General features: G+C 61.3%; 17 protein-coding genes. 7 read left to right on the forward strand and 10 right to left on the reverse strand.

Annotated elements, in window-relative coordinates; genetic code table 11:
- The first annotated feature begins 121 nt into the window (after positions 1-121).
- Both OES25_09675 and OES25_09680 read left to right on the forward strand, forming a co-directional pair.
- Complete coding sequence (locus OES25_09675) at positions 122-433, forward strand: hypothetical protein (protein ID MDH3627910.1); 312 nt, start codon at positions 122-124, stop codon at positions 431-433.
- Positions 434-564: 131 nt separating this feature from the next.
- Positions 565-2,787 carry a M20/M25/M40 family metallo-hydrolase gene (locus OES25_09680; protein ID MDH3627911.1) on the forward strand — a complete coding sequence of 741 codons (2,223 nt, stop codon included), beginning with the start codon at positions 565-567 and terminating at the stop codon, positions 2,785-2,787.
- On the opposite strand, the gene OES25_09685 is transcribed toward OES25_09680, so the two are convergent.
- The 5 genes from OES25_09685 to OES25_09705 form a co-directional block, all read right to left on the reverse strand.
- Complete coding sequence (locus tag OES25_09685; GenBank protein MDH3627912.1) at positions 2,784-4,127, reverse strand: amidohydrolase family protein; 1,344 nt, start codon at positions 4,125-4,127, stop codon at positions 2,784-2,786. The two genes, OES25_09680 and OES25_09685, sit on opposite strands and share 4 nt — an antisense overlap.
- 66 nt (positions 4,128-4,193) lie before the next feature.
- A complete protein-coding gene (locus tag OES25_09690; protein MDH3627913.1) occupies positions 4,194-5,540 on the reverse strand; it encodes an FAD-dependent monooxygenase in 1,347 nt (448 codons plus the stop codon).
- Between the two features lie 281 nt (positions 5,541-5,821).
- A complete protein-coding gene (locus tag OES25_09695) occupies positions 5,822-6,217 on the reverse strand; it encodes a hypothetical protein (GenBank protein MDH3627914.1) in 396 nt (131 codons plus the stop codon).
- Between the two features lie 74 nt (positions 6,218-6,291).
- Positions 6,292-8,304 carry a DNA topoisomerase IV subunit A gene (locus OES25_09700; protein ID MDH3627915.1) on the reverse strand — a complete coding sequence of 671 codons (2,013 nt, stop codon included), beginning with the start codon at positions 8,302-8,304 and terminating at the stop codon, positions 6,292-6,294.
- Positions 8,301-10,142, reverse strand: coding sequence for a toprim domain-containing protein (locus tag OES25_09705; GenBank protein MDH3627916.1), 1,842 nt, complete (start codon positions 10,140-10,142; stop codon positions 8,301-8,303). Before OES25_09705 ends, OES25_09700 begins: the two co-directional genes overlap by 4 nt.
- 102 nt (positions 10,143-10,244) lie before the next feature.
- Here OES25_09705 and OES25_09710 point away from each other — a divergent pair, with 102 nt between their 5' ends.
- The 4 genes from OES25_09710 (at position 10,245) to OES25_09725 (ending at position 14,798) form a co-directional block, all read left to right on the forward strand.
- Positions 10,245-11,624 (forward strand): PQQ-binding-like beta-propeller repeat protein, encoded by a 1,380-nt coding sequence (locus OES25_09710; GenBank protein ID MDH3627917.1) that lies wholly within the window; start codon positions 10,245-10,247, stop codon positions 11,622-11,624.
- Between the two features lie 24 nt (positions 11,625-11,648).
- Positions 11,649-12,251, forward strand: a complete 603-nt coding sequence (locus tag OES25_09715; protein MDH3627918.1) for a hypothetical protein — start codon at positions 11,649-11,651, stop codon at positions 12,249-12,251.
- Between the two features lie 107 nt (positions 12,252-12,358).
- Positions 12,359-13,825 carry a 1-acyl-sn-glycerol-3-phosphate acyltransferase gene (locus OES25_09720; GenBank protein MDH3627919.1) on the forward strand — a complete coding sequence of 489 codons (1,467 nt, stop codon included), beginning with the start codon at positions 12,359-12,361 and terminating at the stop codon, positions 13,823-13,825.
- A gap of 4 nt (positions 13,826-13,829) precedes the next feature.
- Positions 13,830-14,798, forward strand: a complete 969-nt coding sequence (locus OES25_09725; protein ID MDH3627920.1) for a hypothetical protein — start codon at positions 13,830-13,832, stop codon at positions 14,796-14,798.
- Here the strand turns inward: OES25_09725 and OES25_09730 are convergent.
- Positions 14,795-15,850: a hemolysin family protein gene (locus OES25_09730; protein MDH3627921.1), complete on the reverse strand. Its 1,056-nt coding sequence runs from the start codon at positions 15,848-15,850 to the stop codon at positions 14,795-14,797. The two genes, OES25_09725 and OES25_09730, sit on opposite strands and share 4 nt — an antisense overlap.
- Before the next feature lie 160 nt (positions 15,851-16,010).
- On the opposite strand from OES25_09730, the gene OES25_09735 reads away from it, so the two are divergent.
- Positions 16,011-16,706, forward strand: a complete 696-nt coding sequence (locus tag OES25_09735) for a hypothetical protein (GenBank protein ID MDH3627922.1) — start codon at positions 16,011-16,013, stop codon at positions 16,704-16,706.
- Positions 16,707-16,713: 7 nt separating this feature from the next.
- Here OES25_09735 and metG read toward each other — a convergent pair whose 3' ends face one another.
- Genes metG through OES25_09755 form a run of 4 tightly spaced genes read right to left on the reverse strand, consistent with a single transcriptional unit; the run spans position 16,714 to position 21,856 of the window.
- Positions 16,714-18,462 (reverse strand): methionine--tRNA ligase, encoded by a 1,749-nt coding sequence (gene metG, locus OES25_09740; GenBank protein MDH3627923.1) that lies wholly within the window; start codon positions 18,460-18,462, stop codon positions 16,714-16,716.
- Positions 18,459-19,175 (reverse strand): PDZ domain-containing protein, encoded by a 717-nt coding sequence (locus OES25_09745; protein MDH3627924.1) that lies wholly within the window; start codon positions 19,173-19,175, stop codon positions 18,459-18,461. The genes metG and OES25_09745 overlap by 4 nt, the downstream gene beginning before the upstream one ends.
- A 21-nt stretch (positions 19,176-19,196) precedes the next feature.
- Positions 19,197-20,516: a saccharopine dehydrogenase NADP-binding domain-containing protein gene (locus OES25_09750; GenBank protein ID MDH3627925.1), complete on the reverse strand. Its 1,320-nt coding sequence runs from the start codon at positions 20,514-20,516 to the stop codon at positions 19,197-19,199.
- A gap of 23 nt (positions 20,517-20,539) precedes the next feature.
- A complete protein-coding gene (locus tag OES25_09755) occupies positions 20,540-21,856 on the reverse strand; it encodes a hypothetical protein (protein ID MDH3627926.1) in 1,317 nt (438 codons plus the stop codon).
- Positions 21,857-21,859: the final 3 nt, after the last annotated feature.

The raw sequence follows: 21,859 nt of genomic DNA on the forward strand, positions 1-21,859 counted from the left end.
GATTCCATCTAACAGGGCGTTATTGCCACACGGCGGGCCAAATTGGTCTTTGCCACTGGGGGATACATGAAGAAGTTCGCGTTATGCACGGCAGTACGACGAGAACGTCGAGTTCGAGTCGATGAATTACGACTTCAACGTCGCGTTCCTGTATGACTTCACCCCGCACTGGGCGCTGGTCGTCGGCGGGTCTTACGAGTTCTACGAGGAAGAAAATACCTTCCGTGTGGTCGACATCGACGTGGTGACGCCGGCCAACAACCAGACGATCACCAACCGAGACACGTGGGATGAGGGTTCCACGCGTCTGCGTGCCGGTGTTCAGATGCGTTACGACCGAATCATTTTCGGTTTTGACGGCACCACGACGGACGGCCGCGACTCGATCGATTTTGACGAGGTCATCGTCGCAGCTCGCTTCCAGTTCGACTGATCGTTCCGATTTGGTTTGAGGGGGCCCTCACGCTGTGGGGGCCCCTTTTCTTTTTGGCGTCGGTTATTCCCAGCGGTTGCGTTCATCGCCGTGTCCGTTCACAATCCGGTCCGGATCTCTGGAGGACCGCCGTGCGCCAACCCAACCGCCTGTTGCTGCTCGCTGTCGGGCTGACCTTCCTGGCGCCCGTGCTGGCCCAGATCCCGTCGACGGACATCTTTCTGATGGATGTCGTTGCTCAAGACGGCGATGTGGGCGTCGATCAGGTGCGTCGGCTGACCGACCGGGTCGGCTACGACAATCAGCCGAAGTTCCTGCCCGACGGCAGGTCGATCGTCTATTCCTCCTGGCGCGATACCGGGACCGATATCTACCGCATGGATCTCGCGACCGGAGAGACGACCGTGGTCACGGGAACCGCCGAGGGGGAGTACTCGCCGACGCCGATTCCGGGTCAGAACGCCATCTCCTACGTCCGGGACTATGGCGACCTGAAGCAGCAGCTGTGGAGCGTCAATCTCGATGACGGGTCGTTCAAGCTTCTCCTACCGGACGTCAATCCGGTGGGCTACCACGCGTGGAACGGCAGCGATGAGCTTCTCCTGTTCGTGTTGGGCGAGCCGATGACGTTGCAGGTCGCCCGAACGGGGCCCGGCGCGGGACGTCATCTCGCCGACTCACCGGGACGGGGTCTGTCGCGGATTCCGGGACGCGACCGGATGAGTTATGTCGACAAATCCGCCGAACCCTGGTGGTTGACGGAGATCGATATCGCAAGCGGCGATCGGCGACCGCTGGTCGAGACACCGACCGATCGGGAGGACTATGCCTGGGCGCCCGACGGGTCGGTCTGGATCGCCGATGACAGCCGTCTGTATCGATGGCACGAGGGTGAGAGTGCATGGACGGAGGTCGCAGATCTCGATTCCCATGGAGTCCGTGGCATCACACGCGTCGCGTTCTCACCGGATGGAGATCGTCTGGTGGTCGTCGGTGCGCGAACCCCCGAGGATCTCGCAGCAGCCTACAGCGAACCGGCGGGACGGATCATCGGTGCCGCCCTGACCGACACCGAGGGTTGGAAGAACCTGGACCATCTGGCGACGGTGATCGGACATCGGTTGAGCGGCTCGGAGCAGCTCGCGGACGCCATCACCTGGGCCGCCACGCAAATGGAGTCCCGGGGTCTTTCCGTACGACTGCAGCCGGTCATGGTGCCCCACTGGGTTCGTGGGGAGGAAAGCGCACGGGTCGTGACACCGCGACCACGCGCGCTTCCAATGCTGGGACTGGGCATGAGCGTCGGAACCCCGGAGGGCGGTATCACAGCGCCGGTGGTTGTCGTCGAGAGTTTCGAGGAACTCGAGGCGATGAACCCCGAGGAGATCGAAGGGAAGATCGTCGTCTACGCAGTGGAGTGGATAGGATACGGCGGGACGGTCGCCTACCGTACCCACGGAGCCTCCCGGGCCGCAGCACTCGGTGCAGCCGCGGTTCTCGTGCGATCGGCGACCTCAAGGAGCCTCGTGACTCCTCACACGGGTGCGCTCCGTTATGACGGCGAGCAGCCGAGGATTCCCGCCGCCGCGATCACAGTCGAGGATGCCGAGTGGTTCAAGCGCATGAAGGCTCTGGGTCAGACCATGACCGTCGAGTTGAAGATGGCGGCCCGAACGCTTCCGGACACCGAGTCCCACAACGTCATCGTCGAGATTCCCGGAGCCGAGCGACCGGAGGAGGTGGTCGTGATGGGTGGTCACTACGACTCGTGGGATGTGGGAGAGGGCGTCCACGATGACGGCGCGGCGTGCGTCGCCGCATGGCAGGCACTCCAGATCATCGAGGATCTCGGACTGCGGCCACGCCGGACTCTCCGGGTCGTCCTCTGGACCAACGAGGAGAACGGCCTGCGCGGGGCGAAGGCCTATCGTGAGGCTCTAAGCGACGCTCAGTTGGCGAATCATGTCGCCGCCATCGAGATGGACGGCGGGAACGAGAGCCCCGTTGGGTTCGGCCTGGGGCTGCACGGAGTCGATCACAAGGCCGAGACGCCGGACCCCGAGTACGAGCGTGCCCTTGCGACGATGGAGCAGGTCGTTGGGCTTCTGGCCGCCATCGATGCCGACAGGATGAGTCGTGGTGGCGGTGGAGCCGACATCAGTCCGCTGACGAAAGAGGGTGTGCCCGGTATGGGCCTCCGTACCGTTGGTGAACACTACTTCGACTGGCACCACACCCACGCCGATACGCTGGACAAGTTGGACCCCCAGAACTTCCGCAAGGCGATCGCCCTGCTGGCCGTGACGGGGTACGTGCTTGCGGATATGCCCGAGCGACTTGTCGATCGTCGCTAGGGTGTCGACAGTTCGTTCCGGTGAAGTTTTCCGTCACGCATGATCACCGGTAGAGCATCCTGCGGATAACGTAGCGCGTTGATGTCCGAGAGTGGTTCGCCGTCGATCAAGACGATATCCGCTTTCCAACCCACCCGAATCTCACCGAAGTTTCCGTGACGATTCAGCTTCCCGCACATGCGAATGATCTCGGCGCTCTCCGAGGTCGCTTGCCGCATGATCTGTGCGGCGTTGAAGTGCTCGGCGCGAGCGACAAACTCCTGACCGATGTCGCGATGGGTGCCGAAGATGAAGTCGGTGCCGAAGCCCATTCGGATGCCGTATTTTTTGATCAGCCCGATCAGGGTTGCCTGCCCTTGCTGAACCTGGCGGAGTTTTCGAAGATTCTCGCCGGTAATCCCGGGAACGTCCTTCGACGGGCTAAAAATAGCCACCTGCGTGCTGATCACGACGTTTTTCTCGGCACACAGTTTTGCCGTCTCTTCGTCAATCAGGAGGCCGTGTTCGATGACCCGAACACCGTTATCAACGAGTCGTCGGATCGCCTTGGCGGTGTAGGCATGGGCCAGGACGTACGTGCCCCAGTCGCCTGCGGCCTGCACGGCGGCACGAATCTCTTCGGGGGAAGGTTGGAGCGTGTGAATCGGGTCGTAGTCGGACGCAACACCGCCGCCACCCATGATCTTGATCTGCGTCGCGCCGGCTTTCAGATTCTCGCGTACCGCCACGAGCGTCTGGGTGACACCGTCGGCGAGCACCGACAGGCCACCGCCAAGCACCGGATCGCCACGACCGGCACCGAGGGTCGGATGGGGCGCTTCCGGTCGGCGAAAATCGCCGTGTCCGCTGGTCTGCGAGACGATCGCACCGGAAGGGTAGACCCGCGGTCCGACCAGCAGGCCGGCCTCGATGGCCTTGGCCAGGTCCGGATGGGTGCCTCCCGCGTCGCGAATCGTCGTGAACCCGCGGTCCAGGTAGTCCCTTGCCGTATCACCGGCGACCGCACCGGTGACGAACGGATGGCTGTAGCTCCAGTCTCGCGGTCGAGACATGGTCAGGTGGGCATGAATATCGATGAACCCTGGCGAGAGGACTCGCCCCTCGCCGTCGATGATCGTCGCACCGGTCGGTGGGGCGATGGGTGTCGTCGAAATCTTGGCGATCGTGTCACCCTGCACCAGGACGTTGCCGGATGTCAGCGTGGAATCGACACCGTCAAAGATCCTGACGTTCTTGAACAACACGGCGGATTCCTGGGCCACGAGAGGTTGGATCGAGACGCATCCGATCAACAGGATGGCCAGGGCGCAACCGGTACGAACGAAGGAAGTGTGATTCATGGGAGGCTCCGTGTGGGTGACTACGGAGTCTAACCAGCCGCGGCCGGTCAGGGCAAGTTCGAACCATCAAGCACGAATTCGCACCAGGTGGACACGCGCGGCCCGAGCCCCGTCGATGGCAGCGCTCATGATGCCGCCGGCGTAGCCGGCCCCTTCGCCCAGTGGATAGAGGTTCTCGAAGCCGGTGGCGGTCAACGTCTCGCGATCCCGCGGGATCCGCAACGGACCCGAGCTGCGGGACTCGAGCCCCACGAGGATTCCCGAATCGCCGGCATAGCCGGGGATCTTCCGATCGAACTCCAGTAGGGCGCGTCCGATTGCATCGTAGGCTCGCCCGGGTAGCAACGTGTCGATTCGAGCGGGGGTCGTGCCCATTCGATAGCTGGAGCGACGCAAAGTTTCGGTGTTCGAACCGCGAATGAAGTCGTCGGCGTGCTGGGCGGGCGCGGTGAAGTCTCCACCCCCCGCATCGAAGAACGATCGCTCGAGTCGTTCCTGGAACTCGACGCCGGCGAACGGGCCATCGCCAAATTCACGCGGTCCAAAGGTGGTGACGACGGCGGCGTTGGCGAACGGTGACGAGTGAGTCGAGTTGCTCATTCCGTTTGTACACAGTTCGCCCGGCGTATTGACACTCGCCACGATTCGACCTCCTGGACACATGCAGAACGAGTGAGTCGCGGGCTTATCGTTCCGTGCGCGGCACACGAGGTTGTACGAGGCGGCACCGAGGATCGCCGCTTCCGGCCCCTCTCCGAACCGACCGCGATTGATCAACTCCTGGGGATGTTCGATTCGAACGCCCAGTTGGAATGGCTTGGCGGAGACTTCAAGGCCCTGTGCATGGAGGGAGCGCAGCGTGTCTCTTGCGCTGTGACCCGGTGCGAGGAACAGCGCATCACAAGAGAGGTCGCCGTTGTTCGTTCCTACACCGAGGACCCGAGACCTATCGGGGTCCACCAGCAGACGCTCCAGGCGTGTTCGCCAGTGAAATCGAACCCCCTGGTCTACGAGCGTTTCGCGGAATCGCGGCAAGATCTTGTGCAGGCGGTCCGTGCCGATGTGTGCCCGAGAGTCAAATAGAATCTCTTCCGGCGCGCCATGATCGACCAGAGTTTGGAGGCACGGGATCTCGAGGGCATCGTCGACACGGGTGTACAACTTGCCGTCGGAATAGGTGCCCGCACCGCCCTCGCCAAACAACAGATTGGATTCGCGATCCGGTACCCGCGTGCGGTGGAAACCGGCAAGGTCTCGTGCACGCTCCTGAAGCGGTGCCCCTCGATCGATCAGATCGACCCGGACGCCGTTCAACGAGAGCACCATCGCCGCCAGAAGTCCCGCCGGTCCGCTGCCGACGACCACGACCCGATGATTCTCCGGATTCACACCCGGGACACTGAAATCGATCACGGGAGGTGTCTCGACGATGGTCCCGGTACGGATCCCACGACTCAGAGCGGTCGAGCGGAACTCCGCCGGCAGAGCCAGATCGACATGGACGATGAAACGGAGGCGCCGGACCTTACCGCGGCGTCTGGCATCCAGGGATCGACGGGCGATGCGAAGGCCGACAAGCGACTCGGTGTCGGCGCCAACGGCGGTGGCGGCCAGTGTGCGCAGGCGACTATCCGGCGCATCGACGGGGATCTCGAGACCGAGAACCCGCCACGTCTGTGTCGAGTGAGTCAGTTCTACTTGCGGCCGAAGACCAGCAGCTTGGGCCCGGTCTCAAAGCCGACCTGCATCTTGCCGTTGTTGCGGATCTCGACCACGCTGCCGGCACCGAAGGCCTTGTGTTGGATGATGTCGCCAACCTCGAAGATCGCCGCCATCGAGTACGGCTTGGCGCTTGCAAGATCCTCTTCCGCAACCAGAACGGCACCCTTGATGCGTCGCCGACTCTTTGGTTTCTTGGCGGCGGCACTCTTCGGGCGTCGGAACAGATGGCTCTCTTTGCAGGTGTTGCAGACGACCCGGTTGATATTTCCGTCGGACTTCAGCGTCTCGATGACGCCGGAGCGATCCTCGTCACAATCCTTGCAGTACGCCTCGATTTCTGTGCCGACCTTGTACTTGGTGGTTGCCATCCCGTCTCCCAGACCGCCGTAAGGTGCCGAATTGAGAACAATTTGAGATTCTAGCAGATGGGGTCGGTTGGCGGCTACGCCCGCAAGAAACTGCCCGGAGGACCCGAACGCTTCTCGGTCCATCCTCGCGGGCGGCGGGTGTGGAAGGCGGCGATCCGTTTGGAGGTCATGTGGGTTCCGCGAGTCTTGACGCTGCGGATCTTGACCTCCGCCAGTTCAAACGTCTGTTGGTGGATTCGCTGACCCTTGCGTTTCTCATACCTGACGTAGAGCGTCTTCGGGTCGTCGGCACTGAAGAACAGGAGCTCCGACCTTTCAGGAATACAGCGGTACTCCTTGTTGAGGATCGCGCCACCAAAGGTGAATCGCTTCAGGTGACTCAGTCCTTCCTCGTCTCTGAAGACCAGCACGAATACACGATCTCGCTCGAGGAGATCACAATGCTGCAAGCCTTCGACGAAGAGTTTCTCGGGGGGCGTCATGACCTTGTACCGGCCGTCGCCGAAGACGACCAACACCTTGTCGAGAGAAGAACAGGTCAGTACCGGTGCCCCTTCGATCCCATGACCGACGTAACCCTTTTCGGCGTCGTGCTGGAGTGTCAGCTCGGACGCCGTCAGATCGCGTTTCTCGATCGTGTCGAAGGACTGGATCTCCGTTCGACGCGGATGGGTTGCGGCGAACTCGCGGATCAGTGAGCGTAGATAACGTTTGGTGTACGGAACGATGGCCTCGAGATGTTTCTCGATGGTGAGAAGTTCCTTCTCGAGATCGCCGATCTCCTTGCGATTCTTGTCCATGTCGTAGCGGGAGATCTTCTTGATCTTGATGCCAAGGAGCATCTCGACATCCTTGCCGGTCACATCGCGACGAAGTTGTTTTCGGAACGCCGATACACCGTCGAGTACGGCCTTCTGCACGGCCGGGTAGGACGTGCACTCTTCGATCCGCTTGTAGACCCGTTCCTCGACGAACAACTGCACCAGGGTCAGATGGTGCAGTCGTGCCAGGCAATCGCGATTACGGGCCTCGAGTTGACGCCGGAGTGTCTTGACCAGCGTTCGGGTGTTGGCCTTGAGGACCTGTTCGAGGTTCATCTCGACGGGTCGCTCTCGATCGATCACGACGATTCGACTGGCCAGCGCCACCTCACACTGGGTGAAGGCGTAGAGCCACTGAATCGTCTTCTCGGGATCCTGGTCTGCCGCCAGGAGGATCTCGATCTCTACGTTCTCCGCGGTGAAATCATTGATCGCCTTTAGCTTGAGCGACTTCTTCTTCGCCGCTGTCTCGATGGAGGCGATCAGCGAGTCGGTGGTTACCGTCGGCGGGACCGAACGGACCACAAGGGCGTCGTCGCCCCGGCGATCGATCCGAGAACGGACCCGTACACGACCGGTGCCATTCTCGTATTCTGCGGCGTCCATCAGGCCGCCCTGGCGGAAGTCGGGGACAACCGTGAATGGTTTCTTGTCGAGAATGGCGATTTGCGCTTCGAGCAGTTCGATGAAGTTGTGTGGGAGGACTCGGGTCGATAGGCCGACGGCGATCCCATCGGCACCCATCATCAACAGCAAGGGCAAGCGAGAGGGGAGCGAGACCGGCTCTTTTCGACGGCCGTCGTAGCTGGGACTGAATTGGGTCAGGTCGTTCTGAAACAGATGGTTTCGGGCGAGATCCGTGAGTCGGCACTCGATGTAGCGAGCCGCCGCCGCAGGATCGCCGGTCAAGACATTGCCGAAGTTTCCCTGACCCTCGATGAGCAGGCCCTTGTTGACCAGGGTCACCAGCGCATCGCCGATACTCGCATCCCCGTGGGGGTGGTATTGCATCGTGTGGCCGACGATATTAGCGACCTTGATGAACTTCCCGTCGTCATTCTCGTGGAGGGAATGAAGGATGCGTCGTTGGACCGGTTTGAGGCCATCGGCGAGATCGGGGATCGCGCGATCGCGAATGACGTACGAGGCGTACCGAATGAAGTTGTCGTCCATCAGACGGCCCAGGGGGCCGTCTTTCAGTCCGCCGCCGTCAAACGTCGCGGCATTCTCCGGTTTATCGAAGAGGCTTCCCTGGCCATCGCTCATGCAGAGGCCTCAACCACCAGATGGTTCATGATGTAGCCGCGGCGTTCCGGCGTGTTCCGTCCCATGTAGAACTGCAGCAGCTTCGGGATCCCCGAATGGTCTCCGACCACGACCGGGGTGAGCCGCATGTCATCGCCGATGAACTGCTTGAATTCGTGGGGAGATATCTCGCCGAGACCCTTGAATCGGGTGATCTCGATTCCGCGGGAGAGCTTCTTGATCGCCGAGTCTCGCTCCTCCTCCGAGTAGCAATAGTGAGTCTCCTTACGGTTCCGCACGCGAAAGAGCGGAGTCTCAAGGATGAACACGTGGCCACCGAGAACGAGGGGTTCGAAGAATCGTAGAAAGAACGTCAAGGCCAGATTGCGGATATGGAGGCCGTCGACGTCGGCATCGGTGGCCAGCACGACCTTGTCATAGCGGAGATTGTCCACGGAGCCTTCGATGTCCAGGGCTCGCATGAGGTTGTATAGCTCGTCGTTCTTGTAGACGGCGTCGCGATTGAGGTCGCAGACGTTCAAGGGCTTGCCCTTCAGCGTGAAAATAGCCTGCGTGTTGACGTCTCGACATTGAACCATGGACCCGGCTGCGGATTGTCCCTCGGCGATGAAGATCATCGACTCTCTATCACGCCGCTTCTTCGCCGAGTCCGTCCGATGGATCTTGCAATCTTTGAGTTGGGGGACACGAATCGACGTCGCGCGAGCCTTCTCGCGGGCGAGCTTCTTGACCGCCTGAAGCTCCTTGCGAATCTTCTGTGTCTCTTCGACCTTCCGTATCAGACGGTCCGCGGAATCCGGGTGCCGATGAAACAGGTCGACGATCGCCTCACGAATCGTCCCCACGAGGCTGCCGCGAATCTCGGTGTTGCCAAGCTTGTTCTTGGTCTGCGATTCGAAGATCGGATCCTTGAGGCGGATTGCGATGGCGCCGACGACGCCATCCCGAACGTCATCGCCGTCAAATCGCTTTCTTGAATAGTCGTTGACGGCCTTCAGGAGACCCTCGCGGAACGCGCTGAGATGGATTCCTCCATCCACCGTGTACTGACCGTTGACAAACGAAAAATAGGACTCGCTGAATCGGTTCGTGTGGGTCAGAGCGATCTCGAGTGTCTTGTCGCGAAAGTGCAGGACCGGGTAAACGGCGTCTCGCTTGACGTCGGCAGAGACCAGGTCTAGAAGCCCACCCTCCGATCGCCACTCCTGGCCGTTGTACTCGATCGTCAAGCCGGCGTTGAGATAGGTGTAAAAACGGATCCGGCGCTGCACCAACTCTTCGTCATATCGCACGTCGCCAAAGATGTCCGCATCCGGCGAGAACGTCACGAGGGTCCCGTTCTCCTCGCCGCGACAGCGACCGCGTTTCTTGCCGGTGATTTCGCCACGCTTGAAAGAGGCCTCGGAGTAGCTCCCGTCACGAACACTCCGAACATGAAACCGCTTAGAGAGCGCGTTGACCGCCTTGGTGCCGACGCCATTCAGCCCGACACTGAACTGAAAGACGTCGTCGTTGTACTTGGCTCCCGTATTGATCTGGGAGACACACTCGACGACCTTGCCGAGCGGAATCCCACGTCCGTGATCCCGAATAGTGACTTCGGTCCCGTCGATGTCGACGCGGATCGTCGTTCCGTAGCCCATGATGAATTCGTCGATGGCGTTGTCGATGACTTCCTTGAGTAGGACGTAGACCCCGTCATCGTAATGTTGGCCATCTCCGATCCGGCCGATGTACATCCCGGTTCGCTTACGGATATGTTCCAGCGAACTCAGCGTCTTGATTTTTGACTCGTCGTAGCGATGACGAGGGCTTGGCGGTGTCGCTTTCGGGCTCACAGGTCTCTTTCCGAGAGGAGGAAGGCCAGCAGGACCCCTCATTGTGAGCAGAGACCGATCTCCATTCAAGCCCAATCCCGCCACGGGGTATAGAGTGGACCGATGCGAACTAGCCGATATCGTCCTCTTCTGCTCTTGGTGCTGCTGACGGTCTGTTTCCCGGGGGCCTCCTCGGATGCGCCGACGGACGAGGGCCGGTGGCCCGGATTCAGGGGTCCCCTGCAGACCGGTGAGGCGCCCGGCGCGGTCCCTCCGTCCGTCTGGAGCGAGACGAAGAATATCCTCTGGAAGCATGCGATTCCCGGCGAGGGGCAGGGGACGCCGGTGGTCTGGGGCGATCGGATCTTCTTGACGACGGCGGTCGACGCCTCACCGCTGGCCTCGGACGGCCAGCGCTCCGTCGAAGAAGCCCACGGCCATCAAGGCGCCCACGATAACGAGGATCCGACCCATCGTCTGGAGTTTCGGGTCTTGGCCCTGAATCGGCACGATGGAGAACTCGTCTGGAGCCGGACGGTTCGGGTGGCGGCACCCCACGCCCCGATCCACGTCAGCGGAAGTTGGGCCTCCCAGTCGCCCGTGACCGACGGTAAGCGGATCTATGCATCGTTCGGGTCGGCGGGTCTGTTCGCGTTATCGATGAGAGGAAAACCGATCTGGGAGCGAGACCTGGGTCCGATGGAGATCCGCCATGCCCACGGGGAGGGCAGTTCGCCGGCACTTCATGGCCAGACGCTCGTCGTCAACCAGGATCACGAGGGCGCATCGATACTGACCGCACTGGACACCCGGAATGGGAAGATCCGTTGGCAGGTGCCACGCGACGAGATAACGTCGTGGTCGACACCAATCATCGTCGAGCAGGACGGTCGTGTTCAGGTGATCGTCGCCGCCACCGGCCGGACACGTGGCTATGCGTTGAAGGACGGCAAGTTGCTATGGGAGGTCTCGGGTCTCTCACGCAACGTGGTCGCGTCGCCCGTGGTGGGGAACGGCGTCGCCGTCGTCGCCAACAGCTACGACACCCGAGCGATGCTGGCCATCGATCTCTCCAGGGCGAACGGCGAACTGGACGGAGGCGAGGCCATACTGTGGACGCGAGATCGCGACACGCCCTATGTGCCCTCTCCGGTTCTCTGGAACGATCGAGTCTGCTTCGTGAAGCACTATCAGGGGATCCTGACCTGTCTGGATCTTCGCCATGGGACGCCCCTTCTGGGACCGTCACGGATTCCCGGCATACGAAACCTCTACGCGTCTCCGATCGTCGCCGCCGGCCGACTCTACGTGGTCAGCCTTGAGGGCGTCACCAGCGTCGTCTCTGCCGATGGCGACGCGCTCGAGAGCGTATCGGTGAATCGCCTCGACGACAGTTTCGCTGCCTCGCCGGTCGCCGTCGGGCGGACCCTCTACTTGCGTGGGGAGCGATCGCTGTACGCCATCCGAGACGGCAAAGCTGGTACGACGATTGCAACTGAGTGATGCGCGTGGCTAACGGAGTGCATCATGAGGCGAATAATTGCTCTACCGATAGCAGCAATCCTGATCTTCGGGACGCTGACTCCAGGGTTTTCCCAGCGTCGCGGAAGGATCGACGTGCACCCAAAACTGGACACGACGTCCTTCATCGAGGACGGACGTAGGCTCAGTCTGATCGTCGGCACCCGCGCGGCGATCCAACGTCTCGACCGGGACTTCATCCCCCTCGAGATCGCCGTCGTTAATCGTGGATTCGCCGGCCTGACGCTGACACCGGAGTCATTTGCCCTTGTCGACGCCGATGGCCGACGCTATCCGGCCGTCTCGGGTGGCACCCTGAAAAAGGCATACGGAAACATCGATGTCGATCGTCGATTGTCCGTACTGTCATCGATCCTCAGGGCCCGTCATGCGTTCTATACGCCGGTCGACGGTCCCCTGACCGCTAGTTTTGACCGGCCATTCGTCCGTGACATCAAGCTGCACCGATTCAGCTTTGCCACGGAGATCGTCTATTTTCCCAGACCGACCGGCGACGTCGCCGGGCAGCAGCTGCGGCTGATCATGAAGACTCGAGAATTGGACGAGCCTGTCGTTGTCTCATTCCTGATCGCATCAAGAAAGTCCTAGCGCTTCCCCGAGGCGCTGGATAGGCCACTATCGCGGGGTCGGGTCCCTCCTCCCGACCCCGCGTCTGTTTTTAGTATGCTCCCCACGAGGGAGTGAATACCCACGCGATGAAATCGGCCGCGAAGGAAACCCGAACGTTCAGGTTCGCTCGTAGGTTCGTCCGCCTGCTGCTTCAGATGTTCTTTCGCGAAGTCGAGGTTGTGGGACTCGAGAATGTACCGTCGGACCGCGGTGGCTTGTTTGTCTCGTGGCATCCGAACGCCCTTGTCGACCCGGCACTGATTCTGGCGTCGACGCCCAGGAACGTCGCGTTCGGCGCCCGACACGGCTTGTTCAGCGTTCCGATTCTTGGATCGTTGATGCGCGCTATCGGCTCTGTCCCGATCTATCGAGCCCACGATCGAGACTCCGGTGAGACGGACGAAAGACGTCAACGGAACCGGAACAGTCTGGATCAGCTTGCAGGCAGAATCGCCGGCGGCGCCTGGTCGGTCCTGTTCCCGGAGGGTGAGAGTCACGACCTGCCACATCCCAAGGTCTTGAAATCCGGAGCGGCCCGTCTCTATTACCGGGCCCGGACCATCGGAGGGGAGGGGAGTCCGACTCCTGCGATCGTCCCGGTGGGACTGCACTACGATCGCAAACTCTTCTTTCGTTCGCGTGCGCTCGTCTGGTTTCATCCTCCATTGACTGTTCCTGCCTGTCTTGACCTGACGCCCCCCGCCGACGAAGACGACACGAGCGCGCTGGCCCGTGCCGGGCAGCTTACGGAGCAGATCGAGGCGTCGTTGAGTGAAGCGGTTCACGCCACCGAGGACTGGACGATTCATCGGCTCCTCCATCGTGGGCGTCGGGTGGTCCAGACGGAGAGCGCGGCGCGTGAAGGGCGGAAGACGGGGAGACCGACCGTCCGTGAATCCACGGAAGCGTTCGCGACGATTCGACGCGCCTATTACCTGGGTAAGTCGGCGATGCCGGACCGTGTACGTCGGATGCGATCCCGGATGCGTAGCTACGACGCGCAGCTGCGAATCCTGGGCATCCGCGATCGAGACCTGGACGGCCGACCCTCACTGGGCTCCCCGTGGTTGCCGATTCTTCTCCTGTTGCAGGCGGTCTTCGTCTTTCTGCTGCTTCCACCGGTGTTGCTCGTGGGCTACGTGGTGAACCTACCCGCTGCGTTCTTCGTCTCCGTCCTGGCACGCCAGGGCGCCAGCAAGCCCAAAGACATCGCCTCCCTCAAGATATTGATCGGGTCTCTGGTGTTCCCGGTCTCGTGGGTCGGAGCCGGAGTCACTGCAGCACTCATCGAGAGTCGTTTGCGCGAGGCATTTCCGTCCCTGCCCGCTCACCCCATCCTGATCGGCGTGCTGATCACCAGCTTTGCGATTCTCGGTGGGTTGATGTCGTTGCGCTACCTGAGGCTCAGTCGAGAGACGATCGGGTCCCTCAGGATCCGACTCACGAGGCTACGTCAGAGAAAGACAATTCAGCGTCTTCGAACTGAGCGCTCGTCACTCTACGACGAGTTGCTCGCCATCGCGTCCGCTCTGGATGCGGAACGGGTGAGTTAAACGGGTGGAACGTCGCTCGCCACGTCGCGCAATCGCGTCCTGGGTCTGGTTGGTGCTCCTGATTGCGCCGCTCGTTTTTCTTCATTTCACGCCGATGGGTCGCGCAACGACCATCGGACTCGAGCTTCGCAATCTGGGTCATATCCCGTTGTTTGCGTGCGTCACCCTGGCACTCCTTCAACTACTGTCCAGGCCGGATCGATCGATCCGCGCCCGTTACGCGTGGGCGATTGGGATCTCGATCTTCCTTGGTATCACGAGCGAGGCCTTGCAGATCCCACTGAGAAGGGATGCGGACCCTCAGGATCTGGGACGCGACGTCATCGGCGTGGCGCTGGCCGTCCTCTTTAGTCGGTGGGTGTGGGAACGAACTCGCAAACGCAGGCAAGGTGTCTTGCTGTTCATGCTGGTCACTCTTGTCGTCATCGCGGTAACGGCGTGGCCGCTGTACCAGGCGATCGGGGCCGTCCAATCGCGATCGCGCGCGTTCCCGACCCTGTTCGACTTCGAGCACGAGTGGCAGCGGTACTACATCGATTCCGTGGGGACCGGAGTCCTGTGGCGTGAATCGCCGAAATCCTGGGAACGTCCCGAGTCGTCGACGGCCGCACGAATCTTCTTTGGTAATCTGCGATTTCCGCGAGTCACTTTCGATGAACTTCACCCGGACTGGACGGAGTACGACCTGCTGGCGTTCGAACTCTTCTCGGAGCAACCGCATGCGGTCAAGATTACGCTGACGATCGATGACGCGAAGCACGATTTCCAGTGGGCCGATCGCTACAATCGGAGGCTCCACATCGCTCCCGGCAGGAACGAGATCCGCATACCTTTGGAGGAGGTCAGGCTGGGTCCTGGTGCTCGCGAGCTGGACCTCCGATCCATCGTGTCCATGTCGCTCTATTTTTCGAACCCTCACGAGACGAGAGTTCTCTGGATCGACGACGTTCGTCTCGAACGGACCGTCGACTAACGGGCACCGACTCGGCGACGCAAGCGTTCCAGTCGTTGGTCTCGAAGCTTTAACGCCGCGGCCCGCATGTCGACGACGCGATCCGATTCGTCGACGATCTCTACACCCAGAACGGTCTCGGTGAGATCCTCGAGGGTTACCAGACCCTCGATCCCCCCGTGCTCGTCGGTGACCATCCCGATGGGTTCGCGGCGACGTAGGATCTGCGCGAGCGCGACATCGACCCGAGCAAGCTCCGGGATGAACGTGATCTTTCGAACGAAGTCATCGAGGCCCCGCTGGGTATCCGTGCCATCGGCCACCGCCCACAGGACGTCTCTGAGAAGCAAATAGCCGACGACGTTCTCGCGATCGCCGCGGAAGAGGGGAATACGGCTGAAGACCTGCGATTCCGTTTGGGCGAGAAGCTCCGCGATCGTGGCCTCGGCGGAGTGCATGTAGACCACGGTGCGGGGGGTCATCACGTCTGCGACTCGGACTTCACGCATGCGCAGGAGGTTTGCCAACATCTTCGATTCGTCGTCGGTGACGGTTCCCTCGGCCGCTGCGTTATCAATGACCGCCTTTAATTCAGAACGTGAGTACACATGTCGTTTGCCGCGGGTAAGCCAGCCGGTCAGGGCGCGAGAGACCCGCAGCAGCGGCCACATGATCCTGATGAGAATTCGAAGCGTGCGACCGGTGAATCCCGCCAGGGGAGCGGCGTACGTCGCACCGATGGTCTTGGGGATGATCTCCGAGAGCACCAGGATGAGCAACGTCAGCACCCCGGAGAAGGCACCGACCCAGGGATCGCCGAACACGCGAGCGGCTTGCGCTCCGGCCATCGTTGCGCCCAGGGTATGTGAGATCGTGTTGAGGATCAGGATCGCGCTGATGGCGTCTTCCAGTTGGCCGCGCCGGATATCGAGGAGATAGCCGGACCCGACCTCACCGGCGTCGCGTTGCTCCGTCAGCGTCGCGTCGCGGGCTGCCAGGAGTCCGGCCTCCAGCAGTGAGCACAGGAAAGAGATACTCAGCGCGAAGCTGACGAACAGCAGAAGGGTGGCCATCGGTGTCGCATTGTACCCCCAAAGAGCCCTCCGGTGTTGTCGTGATTTTCTGTCGAATCACCGTAATGTAGGGCCAGTCGACGTTGTCTGCGGATCTTCCATCGTCTCAATGGCATTGCGTCTGTTGCGCGACTCCTCAAATGACCGTACGCGTTCAGGCATGGAATTGTGCGCGTGTTGGAATCGAATCCGGCAGGTTGCGGTGCTGACCGCGATCCTGATGGGTGTTTCAGCGCCTTCGATCGCTCAGGATGCGGTGGCCGAGCCCCCGTTGCAGAGCACTGAGCTTCCGAGTCTCGGCGATCTTCCCGCCCGCTTCTCCGTCGGGTCGGCACTGCCGGCACTGAGGCGGTCAGAACAGACCCGAGGGTTTGTCGCGGGGCACCTGGTCCCGGGCCTCGTCCGGTCTCTGGACCGCGAAACGAGCTTCCACAGAACGTTCACGGATGTCCACGAGCTCCAGGGGCACGCGCTTTTCGAATACTACGTTGATCGCACCGAGCGCCGTGTGGGGCGCGGCGCCCTCCGGGCGGCCAAGCTCTACATGCTGGAACGAACCGGGCTGGAGTCGGCCATCGACGGCTGGCTCAATCGTCGGGGTCGGGGATCCGTGGCCGATCTTGGCGACGCGTCCGGTGCCTCTCGCGATACGTCCTACGGTGTCGGAATCTCCGGCGGGCTTCCGGAGGCTTCCGTGACCCGTCGCCTGGAGAAGAGTCAGGTGAGGTTGCTGCTTGGCGTACGAGGCCGGTCATCCGTTGAGTACCGTCACCAGCGATTCGAGGGAGTCCGCCTGCGGCTGCACCACGATATCGAAGAGCAGCACACGGGACTGGACCTACGGATCTTCTTCTAGGAAGCGCTCAGTCTCCGCCGGTCTCCTCGGTCGCCGAATCCGGAAACAACAGATCCAGGTCGAGCTTCTCGAAGAGAATCTCCGGCTCTCCGAGCGCCTGCCCGGCCGGAAGGTCGTCGAGTGCGCTTTCCCAACTCAACTCTTCCGAGATGGCTAGCATCTCCGCGACACGCGTCGCGGAGAACGGCATGAACGGAGCCATCAACGTCGCGAGCGCTCGTACGGTTTGTAGGCAGATATTCATCGTCGATCCACATGCCGCGAGATCCGTCTTGCGCTGCTTCCACGGGGCCTTGGTGTCGAGATAGCCATTAGCAGCCCGTGCGAGTGCCATGATCTCTGCAATCGCTGTTCGGAACTGAAACGCCTCGAGTCGCTTCGTGACCGCCGCATGTCGTTCCTCGATCTCGGCGAGATGGGCCAGATCGACCTCGTCTCGCGATCCGATCTCGGGAACACGACCCTCGAAGTTCTTGATCGTAAAGGTCAGAGATCGGTGAATGAAGTTCCCCAACGCATTCACGAGTTCGCCATTGTTGCGTGCGGCGAAGTCCTTCAGGTCGAAAGTCGTTCGTTGGGACTCCGGCGCAATGGTTGTGAGGTAGTAGCGCAACGGATCCGGTGCGAACTGTTTGAGATACTCCTCGACCCAGATCGCCGTGCCTCGGCTCTTGCTGATCTTCTGTTCTTCCTGCCCGGGGAACTTGATATTCACGAAAGCGTTTGCCACGACATTCGACGGCAGTTGGAAGCTGCCTTCGGCCATCAGCATCGCCGGCCAGATCAGTGCGTGGAAGACGGTATTGTCCTCGCCGATGAAGTGAACGATCTTGCAGTCGGGGTCCTTCCACCAGCGTGAGTAGTCCTCGGTGCTCTCGCCCAATCGTCGACAGAGCTCCGCTGTGAAAGAGACGTAACCGATCGGCGCGTCGAACCAGACGTAGAGGACCTTACCCTCGGCGTCCGGGTCATCGAGTGGAACCGGGATGCCCCAGTCGAGATCGCGGGTCATAGCGCGTTCAGGAAGGCCCTGCTTGATCTGGCCCAGAATGAAGTTCAGAACCGTTTCGCGCCACGCGGGACCCTCTTGTGGGGCACGATGGGACTCTAACCATTTTCGAAGGGGTTCCTCGAAGTCCTGAAGTCGAAGATACCAATGGGTCGTGTCCCGTAACTCCGGCCGTGTGCCGGTGATCGTGCTGACGGGATCTCCAAGTTGGGTTGGGTCGATCGCGTTCCCGCACGATTCGCACTGATCCCCAAATGCCTCGGGGTGCTGACACGGCGTGCCGTCGGCACCGTCGTGATAGCAGCGACCCTTGACGTAGCGATCGGGGAGAAACTGCTTTGCCTCAACGTCATAGAGTTGCGAACTGGTGCGCTTCGTGAAGTAGCCCTTCTCGTGGATCTTCAGGAAGAACTCCTGGCTGAATCGCTCGTGTTGTTCCACGAACTCTCGCTGGTGCGTTCCGCCGAAGATATCGAAGCGGATTCCCAACCCCTCGAAGTCCGCCGCTTGGCGCCGATTATAATGAGCCGTCAACTCCTCGACGGGTCGGCCTTCTTTCCGCGCACTGATGAGCGAGGCGACACCGTTGTCGTCACTGCCGCAGACGAAGCGAACCTCCTCACCTCGGGCGCGGAGGTATCGAACGTAGGTGTCGGCAGGAAGGTAGGCCCCGCCGATATGACCGACATGAAGCCGGCCGTTGGAGTACGGCAATCCGGACGTTATAAGATGTCGTCGCTTGTTCATCTGGTCTCTCTATTCATCCGCTCTTGCATGATCGGCTCAACGACGATCGGGACCCCGTTCCGAACCAACTCGCATTCGAGTTTGTTGCCCACACCGGCTCCCGCGACGAGGATCGCGAGTTGATGCTGAGACGCGACGTCTTGACCGCCGATGGTCACGAGTAGGTCTCCGACACGCACCCCGGCCGTCTCGGCGGGGCTTCCCTCGGCGACCGCGGACACTAGAACTCCAGCCTTCTCGCTCCCGCCGAAATGTTGTTGGAGGGAGGCCGGTAGGCTGATCGATTCGACGCCCATGTGGGCGCGTCGCAGGGCACGCCGCTCGCGTTCCAGCGGTCTGGCACCGATCTGGATTCGCAGATCTCGGACCGCCCGTCCACGCTTGATGGTCAGTGTGGCCCAGGCTCCCGGCTCGTGGGCACGCACCAGGTCGATCAGCTCGCGAGAGTGTTCGATGCCCTGTCCATCGAACGCCAGGATCGAGTCTCGTGCACGAACTCCGGCCTCATCGGCGGGCCCACTCACGACGACTCGACCGACCAGAAGCGGTTCGCGATCGTCATTCACGACAGATGCAGGATGAGGTCCCAGAGGGTTGCCGAAGGTCAATCCAACCCAGCCGGGCTCTCGTCCGTCTTCAACTGCGCTGGCAGGGGCGGCGGTGAGGGCGATCCACGCCAGGACACCGACCGCGATGGCTACGCTCGTTCGCATCCGCCCCATGGTACTCGATGGTCAGTCGTGCGTCGTGTTCTCGAAAAATCGAATCCCGTACCCGGCGAGCTCGTCGAGTATCGGTTCGTAGATCACGGGTTGATTGGGGATCCAGACGCCCGGTTCGATCTTGGCGCCGGCGAGAATATTTCTGGCAGCGATTGCGGCCGGTAGGGATACCGTTCGAGACGTCGCAGAATCGCCGTCCGGGTCGCCATAGCTCTCGAGGATCGACACCGTCGTCTCCGTGCTGCCGTCGGGAAAACGGCAGACGAGCTCATGTCGCATCAGGACCATGTCTCGCTGCTCCGGCTCGTAGGACATGCGGTCGTTGAACAGCTTCGCCAACAAGTCAACTCCCGAACCGTCAACATCGGGGAGTGGTGTCTCGTCGAACAGCCCGACCCACGCCATGCGATCCAGGATGTCGTCGTGTTCGGGGATGCCGAGGAACTCCGTGACCCGATTGCGTGGCGATGCGCTGGACGCCGGGAGCGTCTCGCAGGTCCACGAGGCCCAGGTGGAACCCCGGCGCCACGGTGACTCTCGGTGGAACAGATCCAGTTTGACCAACGCCAACATCGCTCGGCACCATCCGGGGTAGCGGATGGTGCCCCGACGGATGGAATCGATGCCCCGGAGCGAGTACTTCTCGATGTAGGGCATCGAGTCTCGGTTGGGGTACATCTCGAAATCGCCGACGCCCTCCACGGGGTAGTCCGTTTGATGATTGAATAACTCCGGCCCCGGAATCTCGACGACCTCGCCGTTCTTCAGGTAGCGAGCCGGGTTGAGGCCTGCCAGCAAGGCGCCACGAGGACTCCAGGAGAAACGGTACTTCCACGGGTTGTCTGCGGCCTCGGGAGACGGGAGTCCGCCCGTGCAACTCGAGAACTTTTCGACGCGACCTCCCCGTTTGCGCGCGTCATCGATGATGCGCAGAGCCGACATGTGGTCCAGTCCGGGGTCCAGTCCGACCTCGTTCAGGACGATCACCCCGGCCTCTCGAGCCGCGTTATCGAGGGCCTGCATGCCCTCGGAGAGGTAGGAGGCCGTGACGAGGTGCACATGGTGATCGATGGCGAATCTGGCGACTCGGGGGTGAAAGTCGAAGGGCACAAGACTCACGACGAGATCGCAGTCTGCGACCAGGGGTACCACTTCCTCGTCCCGTGTTACATCGACTGCGAGCCCGGTACCAAGCGGATGCCCGTCGATCAGGGCCTTCGCATCCCGTTCATACAGCGATCCCACGGTGACGCGGGTGTCACCAAGATCCAGGAAGTAACGGACGATGGGGCGGCTAACGAGGCCGGCACCGAGGATCAAGATCTTCCGCACAATCAAACTCCGCCGGCGCGAAATTACGCGTCCAGATACTCGCCGAGAAACGCGAACGGTTTCGTCAGAGATCCCCGATGGGTGATAATCGCATTGCGAAGACTCGTCGGTAGTTCCAGTTCGCTCCACGCACGGGACCAATCACAGCGAGCGAGCAGGGGAACGAATCGTACGAGCGTGTCGCCGAAGTGCTGGGATGATTCGACCGGGAGCTGACACGGCAGATTGTCCACCGTCATCATGATGGGGCCCCGGCCCTCGACTCCGTGGCGGATCCCACCGTTTTCCGGGTCGTAGACGAATACCGGGTCGCCGGGTTCGGTCGCCTCGACGGTCGTCTCGATCCCCCCGCCGATATCGCACGAGATGTCGGCAATAACCCGGAGCGATGGGGCGTCGCCGCTCCAGAGCGACTTGACGTCGTCGACCGAGACGATCCGTGGTTGATCCGGGCTCCAGAACGAACCGTGGCACAGCATCGTCAGGTGCGGAAGCCATTCCGGCATCCGACTCTCGTAGCGATCCGGATGTTCGCTGAACTCGTCGGCATCGTACCCACCGTCTTCCTTCCGTCGTACACGGTGTTTGCGCTCGAAGACGACCTTGTGGACGGTCTTGCGGGAGAGCCGGTCGTTCGTGACCAGGGTCGCCAGATCCTCCGGAGCGATTTCCAGCGTGGGTAGTCGGTCATATACCTCTTGCGCACCTCGCGAGACGTTTCCGTGGCCGGTAAACCCGCAAACGATCGGTTGCTGGGACATCTCCAATCCGTTATGTCGCAACGTCTCGCCGACCCTGGAGATGTGATGGGTCGCCTCGTCAAGGTTGGAGTAGTCGTGGGCCAATCGGATGTCCCTGAACGGGGTCGTGAGCCCTTCGTATTCAAAACGTTTTCCGAGGGCCCACAGCGAGTTGATCATTCCCGCGTATCCGGCATGCTGGCCGAAGAAAATCAGGCGCTTCTCACGCTCGTCAACGATGTACTCGTAGTCGATCAGTGTTGACCGGGACTCCAGGAGCCGACGTAGGAGCGGCATGTTGTGGGATTGACCCTTCGCCGTGTGGGAAAAAAACAGGTAGACCCGGTTGTCTTCAATTTTATCGACCGGGATCTCCTTGATCCCGAAGACGATCCGACAATCTTCCACGCTGGGTCGGATCTCCGCGCCGGCGTGGGTGTAGTCCAGGGTCGGGAATGCGCGATGGGGCGAAGGCTGGACGACGAACCGCAGATCGGAGTGCTCACCCAATTCCGCAATATGATCGGGTGTCAGGGGTGAACGACGCTCCCAGTGATTCTTGTCCTCGGCGCGGATTCCAAGCATACGAATCTCGTTCATCGA

The organism is Acidobacteriota bacterium, assembly GCA_029861955.1.
GTDB lineage: Bacteria > Acidobacteriota > Polarisedimenticolia > Polarisedimenticolales > Polarisedimenticolaceae > JAOTYK01.

Excerpts from the sequence above, each read along its gene's own strand:
- OES25_09675 (MDH3627910.1), top strand. The coding sequence starts at position 122 with ATGAATTACGACTTCAACGTCGCGTTCCTGTATGACTTCACCCCGCAC.
- OES25_09685 (MDH3627912.1), bottom strand. The coding sequence starts at position 4,127 with ATGAATCACACTTCCTTCGTTCGTACCGGTTGCGCCCTGGCCATCCTG.
- OES25_09695 (MDH3627914.1), bottom strand. The coding sequence starts at position 6,217 with ATGGCAACCACCAAGTACAAGGTCGGCACAGAAATCGAGGCGTACTGC.
- OES25_09700 (MDH3627915.1), bottom strand. The coding sequence starts at position 8,304 with ATGAGCGATGGCCAGGGAAGCCTCTTCGATAAACCGGAGAATGCCGCG.
- OES25_09710 (MDH3627917.1), top strand. The coding sequence starts at position 10,245 with ATGCGAACTAGCCGATATCGTCCTCTTCTGCTCTTGGTGCTGCTGACG.
- OES25_09715 (MDH3627918.1), top strand. The coding sequence starts at position 11,649 with ATGAGGCGAATAATTGCTCTACCGATAGCAGCAATCCTGATCTTCGGG.
- OES25_09720 (MDH3627919.1), top strand. The coding sequence starts at position 12,359 with ATGAAATCGGCCGCGAAGGAAACCCGAACGTTCAGGTTCGCTCGTAGG.
- OES25_09730 (MDH3627921.1), bottom strand. The coding sequence starts at position 15,850 with ATGGCCACCCTTCTGCTGTTCGTCAGCTTCGCGCTGAGTATCTCTTTC.
- OES25_09735 (MDH3627922.1), top strand. The coding sequence starts at position 16,011 with ATGGAATTGTGCGCGTGTTGGAATCGAATCCGGCAGGTTGCGGTGCTG.
- metG (MDH3627923.1), bottom strand. The coding sequence starts at position 18,462 with ATGAACAAGCGACGACATCTTATAACGTCCGGATTGCCGTACTCCAAC.
- OES25_09745 (MDH3627924.1), bottom strand. The coding sequence starts at position 19,175 with ATGCGAACGAGCGTAGCCATCGCGGTCGGTGTCCTGGCGTGGATCGCC.
- OES25_09755 (MDH3627926.1), bottom strand. The coding sequence starts at position 21,856 with ATGAACGAGATTCGTATGCTTGGAATCCGCGCCGAGGACAAGAATCAC.